This is a genomic window from Rhizorhabdus sp. P4_G5 (genome assembly GCF_056401065.1).
Genome location: NZ_JBFUKB010000004.1, coordinates 1 through 20,577, shown reverse-complemented (window position 1 = coordinate 20,577; position 20,577 = coordinate 1). Strand labels below are relative to the sequence as shown.

Here is a 20,577-nt window from a genome sequence, read left to right as displayed (position 1 = left end):
ATGTCCGGTCCTCAACCATGTCGTTCCCTTCTGATGACGCGGGAGTGGCGGCGTCCGTTGGCTATCCGGTAGCGTGAAGACTGCCGCCGATAGCTGGTTGTCTGGTCAGCCGCGCTGAATGAAACGACGAATATATTCGCCGAAGTACTGGTCAATCACGCGGTCGGTCAGGCCGAAGTCGGCGAGCGAATATTTGTGCGCGCCGTGCTTTCCCTGCTCGTTGGCAGTCTCCCAGCCGATCATCCGCTGTTCGGACTCAGGGGTCAGTACATGTCCGGCTCGCTCATAAAGCTCGCGGAAGGCAGGCATCGGATTGCTCCGGATCTGTTCGTACTGCACGTCCATGATCCGATCGCCCAACTGGTACTCATCCCGGATCGCCATGTAGCGGTGCGCATAGCGCGAGAACCGGTCCACCACCGTGTGGGCGATATCCCGTGCCTCGATCTCGGCGAAATATGGTCGCGAGAACTCCGTGCCCAGCTTGAGCAGCGAAGGGATCGAGACGTGCGGATCGCGGTGGATATGGATGAACGTGGCCCTGGGGTGCGATGTCAGGAAGTCGTGCGCGGAATTGAGCAGCGACTCGTTCTTGAACAGCCAGCGTCGGCCTTTTCGTCCGCCCTGCTGCCACTGGAGGTACCGGTAGAGGTCGGCCGCATATTCGTGATTGTCACGGTCCGAAGGGTAAGTCCGATCAATCAGGTAGTGGTAATAAGACGGTGATGGTGGGCGCCAACTGCTCCAAAAATTGTCGTTGAAAGTCAGGCCGAGCAGCCAGAGATCGGACTGCACTTCTTCCTCGCCATAATGGTGGCCGGCGCGCAACTCGGGATTGCTGTCGTTGGCCTCGATCAGCGGATCATCTGCGCGAGCGGCGGCAATTCGAGGGTCACGCCCCTGACCATTCCAATCGGGGAACGGCGCGGGATTAACCAGCTGCCACATGAAGGTCTTGAGCAGGTTGGGATCGGCGCCGAGCATGCGGTGCGTCTTGGTCGTGCCCGACCGGGGCATGCCGAGGATCACGATCGGATCACTGACGTCCTCCTCGCGAATTTCTGGGTGGGCCTTGAGATCAGCTGCGAAGCGCGCGCGGTTGACCAGTTGCCTCACGATGGTGTCGCGTAAGAGGCGAAGACCTTCCTGGTCGACTTGCACATCCTGGATGTAGCATTCAGTCATTCGGCGCAGCGCAACGATGAACCTCTCGTCCCCGAAATCGGTCAGGCCGGAAATCTGCCGCGCCTCGGCGAGCAGCTTGTCGGCGTCGAGAGCGCTGGCCAGTTCTACATGGGAAACGAGCATTGCGGTATTCTCCCTGTTCAAAACATGTTCGAGCAGACTTCGTGCCCCTGGCCGGCTCGTGCCGACGCGCGGCGACAGCAAATTTTCCAGGATTCACCGGTTCGGTCGGGCCGGGCGCGTCCGAAGACTCTTGGACAGGAACTGCAGCGCTTTGTGATGCCTATCGGGCGACCGGCCTGCAATTCCGATTGCTGCCAATGATGCGTCCAGCAGCGGCCAGAGGGGAACGCGTTCACGACGAAGCTGAGCGCCAGACTTCCGGCACCGTTGCTCAGCATCTTACTGCATGCCACCGCGATTGCCCCCGTGCCAATGGCAAGTTTGACATGGAGGTTCATATCCTCTCCGACAGATCGGACTCACGGCACGCCTAGAGCGAACGTATTAACTCCGCAACGGTCGCACCTCAGGTTTCAACTATATGTGATGTTGGCGCGGAACTGAACCGCCCGGGCTTTCCGGGAGGCAGTTTTGTTTGAGTCATGCGACCATGTCGAGGGGCTCGATGGTCGGCCACATACGCGTTAACCGTCTGACCGCGGCTTGACCTCCAAGGTTGGTGCGACCAGCGTGAATGATTAAAACTTTACTAGCACTAAAAAGTCTTGGCCATGGAGAAGATAATGCTAACCGCCGAGAAAATCCCGCTCCCGCTCACATTCGAGGAAATCGGGAGGGAATGGCTGAGCCAAGCCTTGTCACAACGCTATCCGGGTGTCGAAGTCACTTCATTCGCAATCGATAGCGGAATGCACACGACGTCGAGCAAGGCGCGCTTGCGCCTCCAGTATAACGATGCAGGGCAACGTGCTGGACTCCCCCCGCAGATGTACATCAAAGGGGGCTTCGACCCTCGCGTGCTCAAGCGGATTTGGGGTGGTCTGGCGATCGAGGTGCGCTTCTTCACGGAAATCGCTCCGGAATTGAAGATCAACATCCCGCGCTGCTATTTCGCGCAGTTCGATGAGAGAAGCCGCCAGGGTATCGTTTTGCTGGAGGACCTTACAGCCAGAGGCGCGACCTTCGGCGCGCCTAACCGGCCCATCACGCCCGACAGGGTGGCGGCAATGCTCGAACTCATGGGAGAGTATCACGGCCGTTGGTGGAACGACCCGCGGCTTGGGAATTACACCGCCCAGAAAGAACCTTTGCGCGTCTTCATGAAGTGGCAGTTGCGTCGCAGCTGGTGGAATCAGGTGATGGACATGCCGGCGGCTGCCTACATGCCTGCCGGAATGCGCGACGGGGACCTGGTCGAGCGCGCCGTCGACAGGTTGTGGGAACTGAACGACAGCCAGCCGCAGACCTACGTTCATGCGGACCTGCATGTCGGGAACAGCTATTACGAAACCGACTCCGCACCCGGCATACTCGACTGGCAATGCAGCATGCCTGGCAGATGGGGGCACGATGTCTCCTACTTCATGACCTGCGCACTTTCCATCGAAGACCGGAGAGCCAATGAACGGGACCTGCTCCGTCATTATCTGGGTGCCCTGGGCGCATATTGCGGCGAAGCGCCAAGCTTTGATGACGCATGGCTGGAGCACCGGCGACAGATGATGCATGGGCTGGCGGTGGCTGTTCCGACCCCGCACGAGCAGATGCCCGAGGCCAATACGATTTTGTACTCCTATCGCTTCTCGCAAGCTGCGGAAGATCTGGATGTACTTGATGCGCTGGGGATCAAGCGCTCCAACTGAGTGGGAACGGAAATGAAAATGACGCGGCCGGCGAGCCTCCCCGGAGGTCGGCTGCCGCCCTACTGAACCGAACCGGGCAACATGCTGTGGGCAGCGCATGGCTGTCCCCGGCATGCAGTCAGAGAATGATGCTGACTTTGCCGTGCGGCTGAAGGCTGTTCATCCCAAGCAGCACACGCTTACCGGTTATGCGGATTTCTCCATCCACATCGATCAGCCAGTAATGCGCGTGGCCGATATAGGTATCGGTCACGCTGTGCTTGGAGCGATAGGTCGTGAAGCTGCAGGTGACGTGAACGCCACGCTCCTCAACACCTAGAATTCGGACGTTGTGCACCGCGCGAACGGTGGTCGAATGCGGCCATTCCGCGTGCGCGGTTGGCTTGTTCAGCCGTTTCACGCGATGCTGCAGCCGGCGGTAATCGTCGGCAACGTAATACAAAGTGTTGTCGGGGCCGGTCTCCAAGCCCTTTCCCATCGTCGGCACCTCGTAGACCGAATCAGGCGTGAACAGCGCCAGCCAGTCGTCCAGCCCCCAGTCGTCGAGCAGGGCGGCCTCATTGTAGAGGAACTCCTCATACTCGGAACGCGTCCGCGGCTTCAACCCGGGCCGGACTTCCGCCGCATCCTTCACAGCCATTATTCGCCCTCCATCCGGCGTTTCCATTCACGCCAGAATGCCCTCATCTGCGCCTCGTCATCATGGCGAGGGGTTTCGCGCAGCATCCCGCGCGAAATATCATTCCACGGTGCAAACTTGAGCGCCCCGTAGCCGCGCTGCGCCGATTCCAGGGCCTCGACGTCGTCAGGGGTGGCGAAGCCGCCAGGCCCCAGAAACTCGAGGAAATTGTTGAGACGGCGATGCCGCACCTCCGGCTCCTCGCCGATCGGCGCCAGCGCCCACGAGCGGACCAACATCAGATCCGGCGCCACGGGGAAGAACGTGCGGACGGTAATTGCCATGATGTCATTCACCACGAGATTGGGGAATATCACCGTGTTCCGATCCCGATCGGCGATCATCAGGGCGCGTTCCGGGCCGACGCGCTCGACAAGTTCTGCGACCAGCCGCTCCTCGTCAGCCCTTCCTTTCTCGCCCCAAGTGGGAATGGTCCGCGCCACCGGGCGCCCCCATGGGGCTTTGACCTGGGTGGCGGCGTGGCCGTTTCCGAGGTCGAGGATGCCGTTGCACTCCTCGAGTGACTTGAAGTCGACGGCGTCGATACCGCCGAGCTCATCGACGAGATAGTCGAAGTAGGTCTCGTGCGTCTCGGCAGCGTGAAAACCGTCGTAGCTGTTCTCGCACAAAAGCTTCCAGTTGGCGCGGATGCTGTATTCCTGCGTGCCACTCACGATTTCCATGCCGTTGGGCGACTGGTCGCCTATCAAATCGAGGATATCGGTCACGCCAGCAAGATATTCAGGCAGAGGCACGATGTTCGCATCGTAGCTGATGAAGAAGAAGTCGCGGTATGACTCGAGCCGCGGCACCCGCGGCAAATCTACCGAGCCATCGCAATCGAAACCTTCGGGATAGGTCTTGGGACTGGACTTGGTCGCGAACTTGCCGTTGTTGTTGAACGCCCAGCCATGGTAGAAGCACTTGAAGCTGATCGCGTTTCCTGTCGGCTGGCGAACGACCTGCGCCCCGCGGTGCGGACACACGTTGAAAAACGCCTGGTATTCACCCTTGCGATTCCGGTTGAAGATCAGTTCGCGTCCTCCGACGGAACGGGTAAGGTAATCATTCGGCTTCTTCAGCTCCGTAGCGTGTCCGAGGTAAAGCCACGACCGGTCAAAGATCCGCTCTTTCTCCAGATCAAGGAGTTCCTGACTGGTGAATACTTCACGGTTGACCTTGAATGTTCCCGCCCCGGCATCCTCCCGCACCCAACGGCCAGCGTTGCGGCTGTGCTTTGCTGATGTCGCCATGACAATCTCCCGCGAATGCCAACATTTTACCCGGACCGCAGCGCAAGGCTGGAATTCAGAGCACGCTTTCGCCTACTTTAGTATAAGCGTTCGAATGTGCCAGTCGGAAAGGGTCCGGCGATAAACTCTTGGCCCATTTTTCTGGACCCGAAGGCGACGGATATGTGGCCGCCCTCCCCCCGAAAGAGGCGCTCAACTTCAACAGCCAGGGGAACAAAAAGCCTGACCCTCTGTGGCCAGTTGTTCGAGCAGCCGCGCCGGCCGTAGGCTCTCCCCCCGTTCCGCAGCAGCCGTCAGCCGGGCTACGATTGCATCCAGCCCCACCGTATCGGCCCAGAACATGGGCCCGCCGGTGTAGACCGGCCATTCCAGGCCGTGAATTGCGGCTGTGTCGATGTCCGATGCACGAAGGGCAATGCCTTTCTTCAGCAATCTCGCGCCCTCGTTCACCACTGGATAGAGCAGCCGCTCAAGGATATTCCCGGGGTCGGTTTGCCCCAGCGTCAGCGAAACAGCGTCTGCCTCACCGAACAACAGGCTTGGCCTGAACCCGTAATCGAACAGGGCAGCGTCGATGGTTGAGGCAGGCACGCCTTCGCGTCGCAATTGTGCCGCCTGATGACGCAGAACGGTAAACAGGCGGTCGGCGATGAGGTCGAGAGACGGCGTGCAAAGTACCGGAACCTTGCCCGATCTACGCAACAGGTCCACCAGCGCCGCAACCGCGGCTGCGTCGCTGCGCTTGGTGCGGACGACTTCTGCCAGCCGCTTTTCGCCAGCAAACATGTGCAGGCCTAACAGGTTTTCCGGAGCGCTGGCGGTTGCGGCCAGATCGTCGAGCATCGCCAGTCCGTCGGTCAGGACGACGATCGCGCCGGTCCGAATGTCTTCGGGCAAAGCCTGCGGGCCGGCGACGACAATCAGGTCAGCCTGGCCTGACACGGAGGTCGCCGGGTCGATCACGCTTACCGGAAGGCCACCGCCCGCAAAATATCCCGCCGCCGCTTCGGCTCGCCCGCCTTTGCCCAAAATGGCGATTGAGTTGATCCGCCGGATTGCACCGGCCGAAGGCAGGTCGGGAACCTTCGCTGCACGTCGCTCCGCAAAAAACGCATGGCGCTGGGCGAGGCTCTCGCGGGTATTCACCAACGCGTAGGAGAGCTCGTATTCGCGCTGGAGTCCTTCGGCAATTGGCAGTTCCACCGCGGCCTCAACCGCCTTGATGATCGCCTCTGGCGCATTGAAGCCGCGGAATTCGACCGCCTTGCTGTCGCGAAAGGCCGCGAAGAACTCCGGCTTGCCCCGCATCGGTTCGACCAGTTCCTGTCGATTGCGGATCAGAGGCAAGGGCCCACCTGCCGCGAGTATCCGGCGCGCGAACGTAATCGCGTCTGCTTCGAGCTGACCTTCCCCCGCCAGGCAGTCGATCAGACCCAGCTTCAGCGCCTCTGTGGCGCCCACCTGTCGCCCGCTGGTCATCAGCTCAAGCGCCAGTTCGGGGCCCACTATGCGCGGCAATCGCTGCGTACCGCCGGCACCCGGCATCAATCCGATCTTGACCTCGGGCAATCCGACCGCTGCGGAGGGGACGGCGATGCGGTGGCTGCATAACATCGCCAGTTCGAACCCGCCGCCAAGCGCCGTACCGTGGATCGCAGCGACAGTGGGCTTTCCAGAGTTATCCACGGCGTCAAGCACCAGCTGCAAGGCCGGCTCCTGCAATCCGCCTCTGAATTCGGTGATGTCGAAGCCGGCGATGAATGTTCGCCCGCCGCACAGCAAAATGATCGCCTCGACCGAGGGATCGGGCCGCATGGCTGCAAAACCATCGATAATTGCCTGACGGACGGTAACGCTAAGCACGTTGACCGGCGGCTCGTCGATCCTGATGATGCCGATTGGGCCATCCCGGCGGAGTTGAAGAACGGCGGCCATGCAATTCCCTTCCTAGATTCGTTTTGGGACCTTCGGCATGCGCCGGGGCGCGCGCCAAGGATGGCCTATTGCATCGTTGGGGGCCAGCGGTATCTAGAACACGTGAACTAGATATATTATCAACGGTAAGCGAAGCGCAGTAGAAATCCGACTTGAGCACAAGGGAGCAGGCCATGAGGGATTGTCCATTTGCCGGAAAGACCGCTTTCGTCAGCGGCGCCTCCAGCGGCATCGGGCGCGCCATCGCCGAGGAATTCGGCCGGCGAGGCATGCGGGTCGTTCTTGCCAGCCGACAACTGGCCGACGTCGAGCGGGTTGCGGCGGGAATTCTAGGCGCATCTGCCGTGCAGCTCGATGTTCGCGACGAAGCCAACTGGATCTCGGCGTTGGACACCGCCGAGGCACGGCATGGGCCGTTGGCCGTGATGGTGAGCAATGCAGGTGTTTCCGGCAGTGTCCTGCCCTTGAGCGAAACACCGTCGGCGTTGTGGGAATGGTCACGCGGGGTCAACCTCGACGGCGCATTCTATGGCCTGTCGCATGGCGCACGGCGCATTCTGGCCTCCGGTCAACCGGGGCACGTCATCGCCACCTCGTCGATGTCCATTTTTGCACCGCCGGCGGGTTCGGCCATCTATATCGCCACCAAGTCTGCGATCGTCGGATTGTGCGAATGCCTGCGCGCCGAAATGGCCGATCATCACGTCAAAGTCTCGGTGATCATGCCAGCGTCGGTGAAGTCCAACCTCATCGACGGCAATGCCGCGCGCGCGCCGGAAACCTTTCCGAGCCGGGACATGGCAGCGCAGGCGGCTGCGATCCGCAACGGCAAGGACCCTGAGGTTGTCGCAAGGCAGACCGCCGACGCGCTGGGAACTGACGAGTTCTGGATCTTCACCCATCCCGAGCTCGAACATCGGATCGACACACGAACCGCCGCCATAAAGGCGGCATTGCGGCGCGCTTGATGAGCTCTTTGGACCCGACGAGGCCGTAGCCCCGCCGCCAGTCGTTTTCTCAACCTCCGTTCACCGCTTCGAGCTTGAGCTTTTCCGTGATCATGGCTGTAAGGTCGCGCTTGAGCGTTTTGCCGCCCGCCGACCGCGGAAACTCGTCCATGAGCTCGAGCCGCTCTGGCAGCTGCCAGGTCGCAAGGCCCTCCGCGCGCAGGAAATCCAGCAATATGTCGAGTTCCAGCTTCGCTTCCGGCGTCGGGATGACGAAGACGCAGGCCCGTTCGCCGAGTACCGGATCGGGCATCGGCGCCACGGCGACATCCTGCACGTCGGGATGCCTGCTCAGCGCCTCTTCGATCACGAGCGGGGAAACATTGCGGCCGCCCCGCAGGATCATGTCCTTGATCCGGCCGACGATCTTGAGATAGCCATCTTCGTCGAACTGACCCATATCGCCGCTCTTGTAGAAGTGGTCCTCGGTGAACACCGCCTTTGTCTGGTCAGCCGCACCCAGGTACCCCCAGGACTTGTCGGCACCCCGCCAGGTCACTTCGCCGACCGATCCCGCCGGCAATGCGGTCCCGTCGGAATCGCGAATTTCGCACTCGCAACCGGGGACAACGCGCCCCACAGTGCCAAGCCGCTTTTCCCGTGAGTCATCAACGGTCGTCAGCGTCGGTGTTCCGGCGTCCGTGGCACCATAAATGCTCTGGATGATAGCGCCCGTCAGTTCCTCGACCTCGCGCGCAGCTTCATACGGAAGCGGCGCGCCGGCATTGGTGATGACGCGCAGGTTGCGGAAATCATCCCGCGATCTCGCCCGCAAGATAGGCAGAAGCTTGATGAGCTGGGCCGGAATTGCCGTCACATAAGTGCAGCGCTCGCTCACGATCAGATCGGCGGCGGCTTCGGGATCGCCCCAGCGCGGCAAAATCGCCGAAGTGGCTCCGGCCAGCAGGGGCATCAGGACAGGATAGACATAGCCGGTCGCGCCGGTTCCGGCCGGCGCGAGCGCTGCCGCGATGTCGTTTTCACCGAAGCGCGCGCCTTCCCTGGCGACGTTCAGCATGGTCAGCAGGTCATTGCTCGAAAAGCGGCTGATCTTCGAGATCGCCGTAGTCCCGCTCGACAGCATCACGGCAGCCGGATAGTCTGCATCCGGCCGGAGCGAGGCGATCCGCGCTTCGTCCAATGGCTCTGCCGCGATGAGCGTGTCAAACGGCTTGACCCCGTCAGCCTCCTCCTCCGCACCGATTACAAAATGCACCTTAATGTCCGGAAGATCGGACCTCAGCTCCGCGATCATATCGGCAAAGTCGAAGTCTCGGTAAACCTTGCGAGAGACGATCGCTTTGACCTGGGCCTGAGCAAGCAGATGCCCCACTTCCAGCTGCCGCCAACTGTCATGCAGCGGCATGTACAGCATGCCCAAGCTGTTGCACGCCAGGTGCAGCAAGGGAATCTCGTAGCTGTTGGGCAATTGGCCGGCGATTACGTCACCGGGCTGGAATCCCTCGGCCAACAGACCGCTGGCGGCGCTCAGGATGTCACGTCGGAGCTCTCGGTAAGTGACGCGCCGGGCACCCACGATGATCGCCACCTTGTCGGCATGGCGATCGGCTTGGGCAAAGAAGCGCTCACTCAGGGTGACATCCTGCCACAATCCTGCGGCACGATATTCGCTGGCTTTTTCGGGAGACGTGAGCGGAAGGTCCATCGTCATCGGTCTGGCTCCTAGCGAAAACGGGAAAAGTCGGGCTTGCGCTTTTCCATGAAGGCGCGTCCCCCTTCTTCCGGCTCTCCGGTTTCGAAGAACCCTGGGGCGATTTCCATCACGACGTCCGAGACGTTCTTGCCCATGTAGGGAAGCATGTGATCCTTGAACGAGGACTTGACTGTCTTCAGCGCCGTGGGACTGAGCGCCAACAATTCATCGCACCATTTCCGGACTTCGGCATCCAGCTGATCGCCCGGAACCACAGCGTTCACCAGACCCCAATCGAGCATCTGCGCCGCTGTATAGCGCCGGCACAGCATCCACATTTCACGCGCCCGCTTGTGGCCGATGATGCTCGCGAGATGCGAGACGACATAGCCACCCGCCGGCGAGGCCACGCGGGGGCCATTCTGTCCGAAAATTGAATCGTCCGACGCGATTGTGAAGTCGCAGAAATAGTGAAGATGATGCCCACCGCCGACCGCATATCCCTTCACGCGCGCGATGACCGGCTTCAGGCAGGAGACGATTTCCTCGCCCAGCATCCAGTCATGCCCTTTCAGACCGCCTTCGATCTCCCAGTCGATATCTCCGCCGGAGCTGAATGCCTTCTCGCCAGCGCCAGTCAGCACGATGACGCCAACCTCCCGGTCAGCGGACGCGCGGGCGATTGCATCGCGCAATTCCTCGATCGTGTGCCCATTGAAGGCGTTGAGCCTTTTCGGGCGGTTAATGACGATCGTGGCTACCGCGTCTGAGACGCTATAGAGGATGTCTGTATAGACGCCGGTGTCTTCGGGATTACCCTCGTTCATTATGCTGTCCTCTCACTCGGTTGGGCCCTGGCCAGACATCCCTCCGAACCGGGCGGCGTCATCAAATCCGGTCTGACCAGACTAAAATAACTTTGAGCTTCGAATGCACTTTCTTGCTGAGTCTTAGGGGCCGACCCGCTCGATAATCGTCGCGGTCGCCATGCCGCCGGCGCAACAAATGCTCTGAAGGCCAAACCTGCCGCCCCGACATTCGAGCGCGTTCAGCAATGTCGTCATGATTCGGGCCCCCGATCCGCCCAAGGGATGCCCGAGAGCGATCGCGCCGCCGTTCACGTTTAGACGATCATGTCCTACGCCGTGCGCCTTCATCCATGCCATTGGGACTGTCGCGAACGCCTCGTTGACCTCGAAGAAATCGATATCCGAAAGGTTGAGCCCGCTGCGTTCCAGGATCTTGCTTGTTGCTGCAATTGGCCCGGTCAGCATCATCTCCGGGTCCGAACCGACCACAGTGAGGGCATGTATCCTCGCCCGGACCTTCAGTCCCAGGCGATCCGCGGCAGCTTCCGAGGCCAGCAGCAGTGCGGCAGCACCATCGCAGAGTTGAGAGGAGTTTCCTGCGGTTACCCGCCCGTCTTCGCGAAAGCTGGCTTTCAGTGTCGCCAGCTTTTCGCGGCTCGTGTCCCGGCGAATGGTCTCGTCCGCCGCAATGATCCTGGCCTCGTCCAGGTCTCGCTCGGCATATTCAGCGAGGTCGACCGGGGCAATCTCACCGTTGAAATCACCGCGATCCGCCGCCGCCGCCGCGCGTCTGTGGCTCTCCATCGCGAAATCGTCGATGTCATCGCGCGTGAACCCGTAATGATCGGCAATCTTTTCAGCAGCCTCGCCCTGAGAGGTCAGATTGAAGCGGTTCGTCAACTTCCAGCCAAACACTTCTCCATGCAGGGCACGGTTGCTGCCCATCGGAACCCGCGTCATATTCTCCGCGCCGCCCGCAACGACGATGTCAGCCAGGCCGCTGGCGATTTCGCCTACTGCAGTGTGAATCGCGGCCTCGGACGCTCCACATTTGCGATCCACGGTCATGCCCGGGATATGTTCTGGCCATCCGGCGCTGAGCAGCGCCGTCCGCGCGATATTCCCGCACTGTTCCCCGATCTGGGTAACGCAGCCGAACACAACATCGTCGACATGATCCGTCGAAAGGCCATTTCGATCAACGATCGCACGCAGGACATTCGCCCCCAGATGATCGGCCCGCACGCCGGAGAATGATCCCCGAAAACGGCCGATCGGAGTCCGAATGGCATCGACTATCACTATTCCCGTCATATGGCTTCACCTTGAACAGGCCCGCATGTCAAAGCGTGCGTGCTATGATCTCGCGCATGATTTCTGACGTTCCGGCGTAAATGCGCATGACACGGGCGTCACGCCAGGCGCGACTGACGACGAACTCGTTCATGAAGCCATAGCCGCCATGCAGCTGAACCAGGTCATCAAGGATCCGGTTTTGCATCTCGGCGCTCATCAACTTGGCCATGGCGGCGCGATCTGCGCTGAGTTCGCCACGCAAAAACTCCGCGAGACAGTCATCCACGAAGGCCCGCAGCATCTCGAGCTGGGCGCGCGCATCGGCCAGCTTGAATTTGGTATTCTGAAACGAAAACAGCGGGGCGCCAAATGCGTTGCGATCCTTGGTATATTCGATTGTCCGGGCGAGCATCGCATCGATCGAAGCGGCCGCGCGGATCGGCACGACCATCCGTTCCTGCGGCAGTTCGGACATCATGTAGGAGAAGCCCTTGTTCTCCTCGCCGAGCAGGTAATGCGCCGGGACGCGCACATCCTCGAAGAACAGCTCAGCAGTATCTTGAGCAAGCAGACCGATCTTGTCGAGCTTCTTGCCTTTGAGGAATCCAGGCGCGCCTTCCGGAACAACGATGAGCGACAAGCCCTTTCGGCCAGCAGCGGGATCGGTCTTGCAGGCCAGGACGATCAGGCCGCAATTTATCCCATTGGTGATGAAGGTTTTCGAGCCGTTGATGACCCATTCATCACCTTCGCGGTGAGCCGTCGTCCTGATGGCCTTCACGTCGCTGCCTGTTCCAGGCTCGGTCATCCCCAGCGCACCGATCGCCTCGCCCGCGATCAGGCGTGGAATCCATTCCTGCTTTAGCTCCTCGGTGCCGAATTTCGTGATGTACGGCGTGACCACGTCGCTGTGCATGGAAAAACCGAGACCCGTCGCATTCTCGCGGGCAAGTTCCTCGATAATGACTGCGGCGAATCCGAAATCACCCCCCGCGCCGCCATATTTTTCAGGTGCCATGGGGCAAAGCAGGCCCCACTTGCCGGCTTCGCGCCAAACTTCACGCGGCACGATACCCTGCTTTTCCCATTCGAGATGGTACGGCACTACATGCTGTTCGAGAAATGCACGGACCGCGTCCCGAAACATCTCGTGCTCGGCCGTGAATACCTTTCGTGTCAACTCGCTCTCCACTAAATCATTCGGCTGAGGCAGGTTGAATCAATCGCTTCGTCAATCCGTCAAACCTGGAAATCGCGCCGCGTTACCAGATCAATCCAGACGAGCAGCGCTCGTCTGCTTAGACATAGCCGCCGTCGATCGTAAGAATTGTGCCGGAGGTGTAACCCGACAGCGGGGAAGCAAGGAATGCCACGGCATCGCCGATTTCATCTGCCGTCGCCGCCCGCCCGAACGGCAGGTGGGCAAACAGTTCCTCCCATCGATCTGCGCTGCCAAGCTCGCGCTCCGCTCTCGCCTGCATCATCATCTTAACGCGATCGGTCTGCACGAATCCGGGATTGATGCCGACCACACGAACACCGTCGAGGCACGAGGCACGCCCCATGGCCTTGACGAAGCCCATCAGCGCGGCATTGCCCGCCGACCCGGCGATGTACTCCGGCGGGAAGCGTTCTCCACCGGCGCCGATGACGTTGACGATCACGCCGTGCCGATCGGCAATTCGCTTGTAAAGCTTCTGGGTGAGCGCGAAATACCCGAAGACCTTCAGGTCCCAGGCCGTCCGCCACCGCTGCATGTCCAGCTCCTGCAAGGACCCGGGAGGAATCGCGCCGGCATTGTTGACCAGAATGTCCAGGTCCCCGCATTGTGCAGCCAAGGCATCCTGGCCTTCCTCGCGGCCGAGATCGCACGCAATGCCGGTTGCCGTGACCCCGGCAGAGCGCAGTTCGTTTACAGCGCGATCGAGCGCATCAACGTCTCTGGCGGCGATGACGACTTCGCACCCTTCCCGACCAAGCGAAAAGGCGGCGGCAAATCCGATCCCCTTGGAGGCGCCGGTAATGAGCGCCCTCTTGCCCGCTAACCTCAGATCCATTCGAGCATCCTGTTTTGATTTTTGTCCGTCCTGAAGGCGACCCTGAGCTCAACTTGCTGCTGATCGGTGCTTCGCGATCGACAATAAGCTTTTCACGAGATAGCACAAGCGTTCTAACTTTGACTGAACATTTTGCAGGGAGGTGATCATGAAGCTTGAAGGACGAGTAGCCATCATCACGGGCACTAGCCCGAACATCGGAGGCGGCATTGCCGAGGCGCTGGCAGCAGCAGGCGCTTCAATCGTCGCGGTCGATGCCCAGCGACAGAATGCAGAAGGTTGCGCCTCAGCAATCAAGGCAGCAGGTGGATCAGCGATCGGTGTGGTTTGCGATGTCACAGACGATGCGGCTGTCCAGGCAGCCGTTGAAAAGGCGATGGAAGCATTCGGCCGGATCGACATCCTCGTCAACAACGCCGCCTATTTTCACGAGCGAACGGTTGCTGAAATGGAACTGCCCGGCTGGCGCAAGGTGATATCGGTGATCCTGGACGGTTCATTCCTATTCACGAAATATGCGGCGGCGAAGATGATCAAGAGCGGCCGAGGCGGCGTGGTCATCAACGTGATCTCGACCACTGGCCACCAGGGTGCCCCGGGCAACATCGCTTACGCCACCGCCAAGGCCGGCATGCTGAATTTCACCCGGAGCGCAGCCATGGAGTATGCCGCACAGAACATCCGGGTCGTGAGTCTGACCCCCACTGCAACAAGCTTTGCGGAAAAGCCCGAGCGCGCAAGGCGCTGGGGTGTGGACGTTGGTGCGACGGGCCACGTCGGGGGCATGGCCGATCAATACGCCAACCGAATTCCGCTGCAGCGGCTGCCGAATGCGAGCGATTACGGTGCCGCCACCGTCTTCCTCGCATCGGATGACGCTGCGATGATCACAGGCATCGATCTGCGAGTCGATGGTGGCGCGGTCGCTCGCTATTGGGCGTGGGATCCGAGCAAGCCCTGAGCCTGATTAGGCCTTCGCTCCCGATGCTTGACCACGCACCGGTGCGTCGACGGTAAGCTCATATTTGTTCAACGCCGCTCGCCGACCCAGCGAGCGGCCTCTTTGTGGCCGCCACATCAAGGAATGAGACCTCGCATGAGTGAGCGCCGTCATGAGAAGTTCGAGAACGGATTATCACCGCTCTGCGGTTCGCAACGTTAGCCGCGGCCTCCAGCCCCTCTGGCGTAGCCGATCAAATATCAGTGGCCTAGTGCCCGCGTGGCCAGGGCCGGATTGCCCAATTCGCTGCGGCTGATGCCCAGGGCTTCCATTTCGCGCTCGGCCACGAACAGCCGTCCGGTATACTCCGCTGGATCTGAGCACGCGGCGAAGTAGATGATCATGCGCGCCGGTATAACCGTGTCGATCGGACGCGCTTCACCTTCTTGCGGGGAGAACCCGCGAGAGGCCAATCGGGCGGAGACCACCTCGGAAGCAACCCATCCCGGGTGCAAGCCTACGACGAACACATTCTGCCGTCGCAGTTCTGGCGCGATAATATTAGCCAGCCGGTCCAGCGCACGCTTGCTGGCGAAGTAGCTGGGCGTGGTCGCGTTGAAGCCGAACTTCGAAGCCGGCGGTACTTCTTCCTCGACCCGACGATGCGCTTCGGCAGATCCGGTGGTGATATTGATGATCCGTCCGCCGCCGCGCCGGGCCATGATCGGCGTAACGAGTTGCATCAGGATGAAGGGTGCGTGGAGATTGATGTCGAAATCGCGCGACCATTCATCAAAGGTGATGTCGAGAAAGGGCTTCGACCAGACGGTGCCCACCGTGGAGGCGGCGTTGTTCACCAGGATATCGACACCGCCGAAGCCGGCCACGGTCTCGTCGATGATACGCTTCAGGTCTGCGCGCTCCGCAAGATCGGCCTGGATGATCAGCGCCTCGCCGCCAGCTTCCTCGACCAGTCGCGCGGTTTCACCAAGGCTGCCTGGCAGGTCTGGATCGCGATCGACCGTACGCGCGACCAGTGCTAGCTTGACCCCGCGTCGAGCCAGATCGAGCGACACCTGTCGACCCACCCCGCGGCTCGCTCCGGTCACAATCGCAACCCTGCCGTTTAGGTCGAGCTCTTTCTGGCGTTCCATGTTCGTCCTCTCAGCGGGGCCAAGTCTGTGCTTGTGGCGCGCATCAAACGGTCGCGGCGCACACGCGAGCCATGTCCCTGCCCTCCTCTGCCGCCGCGTGACGCCTGGAAAGGAGATGCATCAAGAGTCCTTGCCAGCCAGGAAGCCGCCGTCGACGACGAGGATGGTCCCGGTGGTGAAGTTTGATCGCGCGGAGGCCAGGAACACGACCGCGTCGGCTATCTCATTTGGCTGGGCCACGCGGTTCAACGGATGCAACGAATTGGTCTGTGCAGCGCGCGCCGCGTCGCTCAGCAGCTTCGCAGTAAGGTTAGTTGCCACCATACCCGGGGAGACTGCGTTCACGCGAATATTGTGCGGCGCAAGTTCCAGCGCCAGCGTCTTTGTGAGCCCGACGACACCGTGCTTCGAGGCAACATAGGAACTGCGGTTAAGGATTCCCGTCTCCCCGGCGACCGATGCGATACTGACGATGGAGCCACTTACCCGTTCATCGACCATCCGCCGCGCAACCAGCTGGCTGAAGAGAAACGCCGACGTCAGGTTGATGTCGATGACATTCCGCCAATCCTCGATCGGGATATCCAGCATCGGGCGCCGCTCTCCGATCCCGACATTGTTCACGAGCACGCGGATCACACCAAGCGAGGTTTCGGCCTCAGCCACCGCGGCGCGGACCTCGGTTTCACGACCGGCATCGGCAACGATCGCGACCGCGCGACCTCCCGCAGCATTGATCTGGTCGGCCAGGGCAGCGGCACCGGCACCATCCTTGTCGACGACTGCGACATGCGCACCGCTCTCGGCGAGCAGCAGTGCCGTTGCCCGTCCGATTCCGGAGGCCGCGCCCGTTACGAGTGCGGGGATCTCGGCGAGGCCAAGATCAAAGGCCTTAATCATGGCAACTGCCTTTGCTCTCCGAACGGGATCGGGAGGTTGCGCGCGGCTTCTTCAAAAACATTCATGCACCCCTCTGCCCTCTCCATTCAACATTTCTAGTTCACCCGTGCTACTTTAGAAAGCCAGCAAGTCCATAGCCTTTTGCCCGGTCCATAGTCGCAACCCGTTTGCCATATTCAGTCTGTGCTCGGATAGAGTGCCCCAATGCGAACATGTCAGGAGACAGGCAGGTCCGCGAAAGCCACGTACCAATCTGCCGTTGCACGGTCGTGCTGCAGCAAGGCGCCGAATTGCTGTGCATCGATGTGCCCCTCAAGCAAATGGCGAAGCGGTACTTCGAGGCGCTTGCCCGTCGACGTATATGGGATTGCAGGGGCTTCCGCGATAAGGTCAGGGACATGCCGGGGACTCAACCTCGCACCAATCCGCGTAGCGAGCGCGTGTCGCAAGCTATCGTGCAGCACTTGGCCGTCCGCGAGGCGCACAAATAAAATCAGCACGTCGCGAAAATGCCCCGCTTGCGGAAAGACGGCGATCGCATCGGCGACAACCGGATCATCCTCGATGGCGCGATACAACTCGCCAGCACCGATCCGGATGCCGTGGCGCTTCATCGTGGCATCGGATCGGCCGAGAACCTTGCAACCTCCATCGTCATGGATGACGATTATGTCGCCCTGCTGCCACCGGCCGCCGTATTGCGACAAGTAATTTTCGGCCAGCCGGGTACCGCCCGGGTCGTTCCACAAGCATTTCGGCGCATTGGGGAACGGAGTCCCGATCACGAGCTCGCCAGCCCTGCCGCGGAGCGATCTCCGCTCTGGATCGATCGCGTCCACGTCCATTCCCAGCATTCGCGCCGTGGCCTCGCCTGCGTGGATCGGCAGGAGGCGGACTCCGCCAGCGTAGCCTCCGCAGACTTCGGTCGAGCCTGCCTGCGATATAATTCGGCAGTTCGGGGGCAGGACTCCGGTAAGCCATTCGAAGAGCGAAGCTTCGGTGACCGCGCCCGAGAGGACGAGCGCTTTGAGCCTGTGAAGGTCGTGCCTCGCGGCAGGATCGTATCCCCGCTCCTTCATACGAGCGACGAAACCGGGGCTCACCCCCAATATGGTTGCCCCTGAGCGTTCGGCGATGGACCAGAGGCAGTCGAGGTCGGGATGGAACGGACTGCCATCGTAAAGCACCACGCGCGTACCGAGACTGAGGGTTCCCAGCACGATACTCCACACGATCCAGCTTGGCGTGGCATAGAAGAACGGGACCGAGCCTTCGGTGACTTCCACGTGAAAGGTGAGGTCCTTCATTATGCCGAGGAGTGCGCCGGCATGGGTGTGAACAATCGCCTTCGGCGGCCCGGTCGTCCCGGAAGTATAAACGATCCACAGCGGATGATCGCTGGGCACCGACTCATATTTGAAAGCACCCCGCGCCGGCGCGGGGGTCGCCGAAAGCGACGACCAGCTCGACACTGGAAGGCCAGGAATATCCAGGCCGGCGGCATCATCCTGCAGGAGCACGAGATGCTCCAGCGTTGGCAGAGCCTCAACCAGATCGCGCACGACTTGGTCGCGATCATGCAGCACACCCGCATAAGTGTAGCGGGGCACGGCGATGAGCAGCTTCGGCTCGATCTGCGAGAAACGATCCGCCGCCGCGGCAGCGCCGAACTCGGAACTGCACGAAGACCAAATGGCACCGATGGCCGTAGCCGCGATAAAGCAGATAGCCGCCTCCACGACATTGGGCACATAGGCCGCGACGCGATCTCCCGGTTGGATCCCCATTGCCCTAAGACCGGTCGCAACCCTCCGTACCGCCGCGCCAAGTTCGGCCCAGGTCCAGTCAGTATGGCTACCGTCCTCACGATATGCCGTAACCGCCATCACATCAGCCAGACGTTCCTCGTGGCGCAGCACCATGCGCGCGAAATTGAGCCGAGCCCCAGGAAACCAGGTCGTGTTCTGAAAGCCCGTGCCCTCCATCACCGAATGGTAGGGAGCATCCGCCTCGACGCCGAAAAAGTGCCAGACCGCGTCCCAGAAGCCCGCCGGCTCCATGGTCGACCAGCGCCAAAGATCTTCATATGCATCGAACGACAGGCCTCGGTGCTGCTCGAGCCAGGTCATGAATGCGGTCAGTGTCGACTGGCTGCGATCCTCGGGCGTTGGTGTCCAGATCACACGCCCGCGACCGTTATCTGTCGTTTGCGCGATCGTTTTGGCAACCGTCCCAAGGTCGACATCCGTGCCTGCCGTGACCACGCCTTTTCTCCCATGGGGCGAGAAGTTATTGCCTTCCCCCTTGAACCGATCGCGAGCGCCGCGATCAGCTACAGCATACCAAACATCGCAGCTTGTTATTCCGCTACTTATTCCTTTGTTCGGCACGTGTCTCATCCCATGGCAGGCGACCGGAATGATTCCTTCATGTCTGCAGCACGCGTATCGATCCGGTCTTCCAGGTCACGGTTCGGAAAGAGCCAGAAGCTCGCTGTCCCGATCGCATCGGCAACCATGTTCGCAACCTCCTCAGGGTTAAGGCCGTTGCGCAGGAGTTCCTCCTGGAATTCCAACCGGTCGACCGAAATTTGGCCGGGCGACCGGGAGGCGTTCGCCTCCAGCAGTTGGGTCCTCACCGGCCCGGGAAGCAGGACCGAAATCCCGATGTTGCCGCCGGCCAGTTCGTCGCGAAGCCCCTCGCACAGTGCAAGCACCCCGGCCTTCATCGCGGAATAAACGCCGATCCGGGTCTTTACGTTGAGCACCGCCAGCGACGAGGTCGCCACCAGGTGACCCGGAAGGCCCGATGCAAGGATGCGGCTCAAGCCTTGCGTCAAGCCGTAGAAGTTGCCGTCTAGATTGACCGATCGCGACCATTCCCACGCGGCCTGCGATGTCTGGCTGAGAGGATCCGTGCTGCCGGCAACGCCGGCGTTGCTCACCATCACAGCCAGCGGTCCATGACGGTCCTCAGCCTGATCCAGCGCCGCGCCCCAGCTGGCCGGATCGCGAACATCGAGCAGTACGGCCGAAGCTCCGTCTATCTCCGCAGCGACGCGCTCTGCCCCGGCCAGATCGATATCGGCCACGGCGACTTTCATCCCTTGCCGGCTAAGCTCGATGGCAGTTGCCCGGCCGATCCCGCTTGCGCCCCCGGAGATAAATGCCAATCGGCCGGCAAAATTCATATTCATGGCAGCCTCCACGAGACGGTAGTTCTAGCCAAATGGGAAAGCTGCTGCCGTCGCCAAGTGACTGCCAGCAGCGCGCCCCGCCATTTCTGGCATGGCTCAGGAGCACGGTCAGAATTGCGCGAACGAGTGTCACCAATCATGCAAAAATAGTCACCAGAGCCAAGGAAAGCCACATCAGAGGCCAGGGTTTGCAGATTTCGACCTCCGCAAATCTCCGCATGACTTGTCTCTGTGCATTGCACTGCCGTCAACAACGATGAAGCAAATGCACCGCCATCGCTTCGCGTCTGAGCTGGAATGCGTGATGATTCCAGATATCCGGTAAGTATTCCAACGGACAGCCGACAACAGGCCGGGGTCCAGTCAGTCTCAGCCTGCCGAGGGAGGCTATCCGAAGCGATCGCCCGCCCCTGGGCCAGCTTGCGACAGACTCACGCTATCGGTTTGCGGTGCGCGGTCGCGATCGTGACACCGTTCGTGTAGTTCCGACCGTATCGACTAGCCGGCGTGCCGCTTTACAGTTTGCCGGYCAGTTCSGGCACGGCCTTGAACAGATCGGCGACCAGGCCGAAATCCGCCACCTGGAAGATCGGGGCGTCCTCGTCCTTGTTGATCGCGATGATCGTCTTGGAGTCCTTCATGCCGGCGAGATGCTGAATCGCACCCGAGATGCCGACCGCGATATA

Annotated in this window: 16 protein-coding genes and 1 pseudogene; 3 read left to right on the top strand and 14 right to left on the bottom strand. The window is 60.9% G+C overall.

The annotated features are described in order from the left end of the window. Nucleotides 1-105: 105 nt before the first annotated feature. Nucleotides 106-1,308, bottom strand: coding sequence for a sulfotransferase family protein (locus tag AC1DQK_RS08290; protein ID WP_477869322.1), 1,203 nt, complete (start codon nucleotides 1,306-1,308; stop codon nucleotides 106-108). Nucleotides 1,309-1,931: 623 nt separating this feature from the next. Between AC1DQK_RS08290 and AC1DQK_RS08285 the strand changes: the two genes are divergently transcribed. Further along, nucleotides 1,932-3,011: a phosphotransferase gene (locus AC1DQK_RS08285; RefSeq protein ID WP_477869320.1), complete on the top strand. Its 1,080-nt coding sequence runs from the start codon at nucleotides 1,932-1,934 to the stop codon at nucleotides 3,009-3,011. A gap of 118 nt (nucleotides 3,012-3,129) precedes the next feature. On the opposite strand, the gene AC1DQK_RS08280 is transcribed toward AC1DQK_RS08285, so the two are convergent. The 3 genes from AC1DQK_RS08280 to AC1DQK_RS08270 all read right to left on the bottom strand — a co-directional run bounded on the left by AC1DQK_RS08280 (nucleotide 3,130) and on the right by AC1DQK_RS08270 (nucleotide 6,878). After that, nucleotides 3,130-3,651 (bottom strand): aromatic-ring-hydroxylating dioxygenase subunit beta, encoded by a 522-nt coding sequence (locus AC1DQK_RS08280; protein WP_477869318.1) that lies wholly within the window; start codon nucleotides 3,649-3,651, stop codon nucleotides 3,130-3,132. Beyond that, nucleotides 3,651-4,943 (bottom strand): aromatic ring-hydroxylating oxygenase subunit alpha, encoded by a 1,293-nt coding sequence (locus AC1DQK_RS08275; RefSeq protein ID WP_477869316.1) that lies wholly within the window; start codon nucleotides 4,941-4,943, stop codon nucleotides 3,651-3,653. The genes AC1DQK_RS08280 and AC1DQK_RS08275 overlap by 1 nt, the downstream gene beginning before the upstream one ends. A 198-nt stretch (nucleotides 4,944-5,141) precedes the next feature. Beyond that, nucleotides 5,142-6,878, bottom strand: a complete 1,737-nt coding sequence (locus AC1DQK_RS08270) for an enoyl-CoA hydratase-related protein (RefSeq protein WP_477869314.1) — start codon at nucleotides 6,876-6,878, stop codon at nucleotides 5,142-5,144. A gap of 173 nt (nucleotides 6,879-7,051) precedes the next feature. Between AC1DQK_RS08270 and AC1DQK_RS08265 the strand changes: the two genes are divergently transcribed. Continuing rightward, complete coding sequence (locus AC1DQK_RS08265) at nucleotides 7,052-7,846, top strand: SDR family oxidoreductase (RefSeq protein ID WP_477869312.1); 795 nt, start codon at nucleotides 7,052-7,054, stop codon at nucleotides 7,844-7,846. Between the two features lie 49 nt (nucleotides 7,847-7,895). On the opposite strand, the gene AC1DQK_RS08260 is transcribed toward AC1DQK_RS08265, so the two are convergent. The 5 genes from AC1DQK_RS08260 to AC1DQK_RS08240 form a co-directional block, all read right to left on the bottom strand. Beyond that, complete coding sequence (locus tag AC1DQK_RS08260) at nucleotides 7,896-9,497, bottom strand: AMP-binding protein (protein ID WP_477869310.1); 1,602 nt, start codon at nucleotides 9,495-9,497, stop codon at nucleotides 7,896-7,898. A gap of 71 nt (nucleotides 9,498-9,568) precedes the next feature. After that, on the bottom strand, nucleotides 9,569-10,366 hold the full coding sequence (locus tag AC1DQK_RS08255; protein WP_477869308.1) for an enoyl-CoA hydratase-related protein: 798 nt from the start codon (nucleotides 10,364-10,366) through the stop codon (nucleotides 9,569-9,571). Nucleotides 10,367-10,489: 123 nt separating this feature from the next. Continuing rightward, on the bottom strand, nucleotides 10,490-11,662 hold the full coding sequence (locus AC1DQK_RS08250) for a thiolase family protein (protein ID WP_477869306.1): 1,173 nt from the start codon (nucleotides 11,660-11,662) through the stop codon (nucleotides 10,490-10,492). Nucleotides 11,663-11,690: 28 nt separating this feature from the next. Next, entirely contained in the window at nucleotides 11,691-12,824 is a 1,134-nt protein-coding gene (locus tag AC1DQK_RS08245; protein WP_477869304.1) for an acyl-CoA dehydrogenase family protein, read from the bottom strand. A 118-nt stretch (nucleotides 12,825-12,942) separates the two neighbouring features. Next, nucleotides 12,943-13,701, bottom strand: a complete 759-nt coding sequence (locus AC1DQK_RS08240; protein WP_477869302.1) for a short-chain dehydrogenase/reductase — start codon at nucleotides 13,699-13,701, stop codon at nucleotides 12,943-12,945. 148 nt (nucleotides 13,702-13,849) lie between these two features. Between AC1DQK_RS08240 and AC1DQK_RS08235 the strand changes: the two genes are divergently transcribed. After that, nucleotides 13,850-14,662: an SDR family NAD(P)-dependent oxidoreductase gene (locus AC1DQK_RS08235; protein ID WP_477869300.1), complete on the top strand. Its 813-nt coding sequence runs from the start codon at nucleotides 13,850-13,852 to the stop codon at nucleotides 14,660-14,662. A 239-nt stretch (nucleotides 14,663-14,901) separates the two neighbouring features. Here the strand turns inward: AC1DQK_RS08235 and AC1DQK_RS08230 are convergent, their stop codons facing one another. The 5 genes and pseudogenes from AC1DQK_RS08230 to AC1DQK_RS08210 form a co-directional block, all read right to left on the bottom strand. Continuing rightward, entirely contained in the window at nucleotides 14,902-15,795 is an 894-nt protein-coding gene (locus tag AC1DQK_RS08230) for an SDR family NAD(P)-dependent oxidoreductase (protein ID WP_477869298.1), read from the bottom strand. Between the two features lie 120 nt (nucleotides 15,796-15,915). Next, nucleotides 15,916-16,695 (bottom strand): SDR family NAD(P)-dependent oxidoreductase, encoded by a 780-nt coding sequence (locus AC1DQK_RS08225; protein WP_477869296.1) that lies wholly within the window; start codon nucleotides 16,693-16,695, stop codon nucleotides 15,916-15,918. Between the two features lie 215 nt (nucleotides 16,696-16,910). Then, nucleotides 16,911-18,959 (bottom strand): acetoacetate--CoA ligase, encoded by a 2,049-nt coding sequence (locus AC1DQK_RS08220; protein ID WP_477869294.1) that lies wholly within the window; start codon nucleotides 18,957-18,959, stop codon nucleotides 16,911-16,913. A gap of 131 nt (nucleotides 18,960-19,090) precedes the next feature. After that, a complete protein-coding gene (locus AC1DQK_RS08215; protein WP_477869292.1) occupies nucleotides 19,091-19,885 on the bottom strand; it encodes an SDR family oxidoreductase in 795 nt (264 codons plus the stop codon). 521 nt (nucleotides 19,886-20,406) lie between these two features. Further along, nucleotides 20,407-20,577 (bottom strand): annotated as a pseudogene (locus AC1DQK_RS08210) (electron transfer flavoprotein subunit alpha/FixB family protein); the annotation flags it as partial.

Bases quoted from the DNA above. Each gene is read 5' to 3' on its own strand.
- AC1DQK_RS08290 (WP_477869322.1), bottom strand. From the start codon at position 1,308: ATGCTCGTTTCCCATGTAGAACTGGCCAGCGCTCTCGACGCCGACAAG.
- AC1DQK_RS08285 (WP_477869320.1), top strand. From the start codon at position 1,932: ATGCTAACCGCCGAGAAAATCCCGCTCCCGCTCACATTCGAGGAAATC.
- AC1DQK_RS08280 (WP_477869318.1), bottom strand. From the start codon at position 3,651: ATGGCTGTGAAGGATGCGGCGGAAGTCCGGCCCGGGTTGAAGCCGCGG.
- AC1DQK_RS08275 (WP_477869316.1), bottom strand. From the start codon at position 4,943: ATGGCGACATCAGCAAAGCACAGCCGCAACGCTGGCCGTTGGGTGCGG.
- AC1DQK_RS08270 (WP_477869314.1), bottom strand. From the start codon at position 6,878: ATGGCCGCCGTTCTTCAACTCCGCCGGGATGGCCCAATCGGCATCATC.
- AC1DQK_RS08265 (WP_477869312.1), top strand. From the start codon at position 7,052: ATGAGGGATTGTCCATTTGCCGGAAAGACCGCTTTCGTCAGCGGCGCC.
- AC1DQK_RS08255 (WP_477869308.1), bottom strand. From the start codon at position 10,366: ATGAACGAGGGTAATCCCGAAGACACCGGCGTCTATACAGACATCCTC.
- AC1DQK_RS08250 (WP_477869306.1), bottom strand. From the start codon at position 11,662: ATGACGGGAATAGTGATAGTCGATGCCATTCGGACTCCGATCGGCCGT.
- AC1DQK_RS08240 (WP_477869302.1), bottom strand. From the start codon at position 13,701: ATGGATCTGAGGTTAGCGGGCAAGAGGGCGCTCATTACCGGCGCCTCC.
- AC1DQK_RS08235 (WP_477869300.1), top strand. From the start codon at position 13,850: ATGAAGCTTGAAGGACGAGTAGCCATCATCACGGGCACTAGCCCGAAC.
- AC1DQK_RS08230 (WP_477869298.1), bottom strand. From the start codon at position 15,795: ATGGAACGCCAGAAAGAGCTCGACCTAAACGGCAGGGTTGCGATTGTG.
- AC1DQK_RS08225 (WP_477869296.1), bottom strand. From the start codon at position 16,695: ATGATTAAGGCCTTTGATCTTGGCCTCGCCGAGATCCCCGCACTCGTA.
- AC1DQK_RS08215 (WP_477869292.1), bottom strand. From the start codon at position 19,885: ATGAATTTTGCCGGCCGATTGGCATTTATCTCCGGGGGCGCAAGCGGG.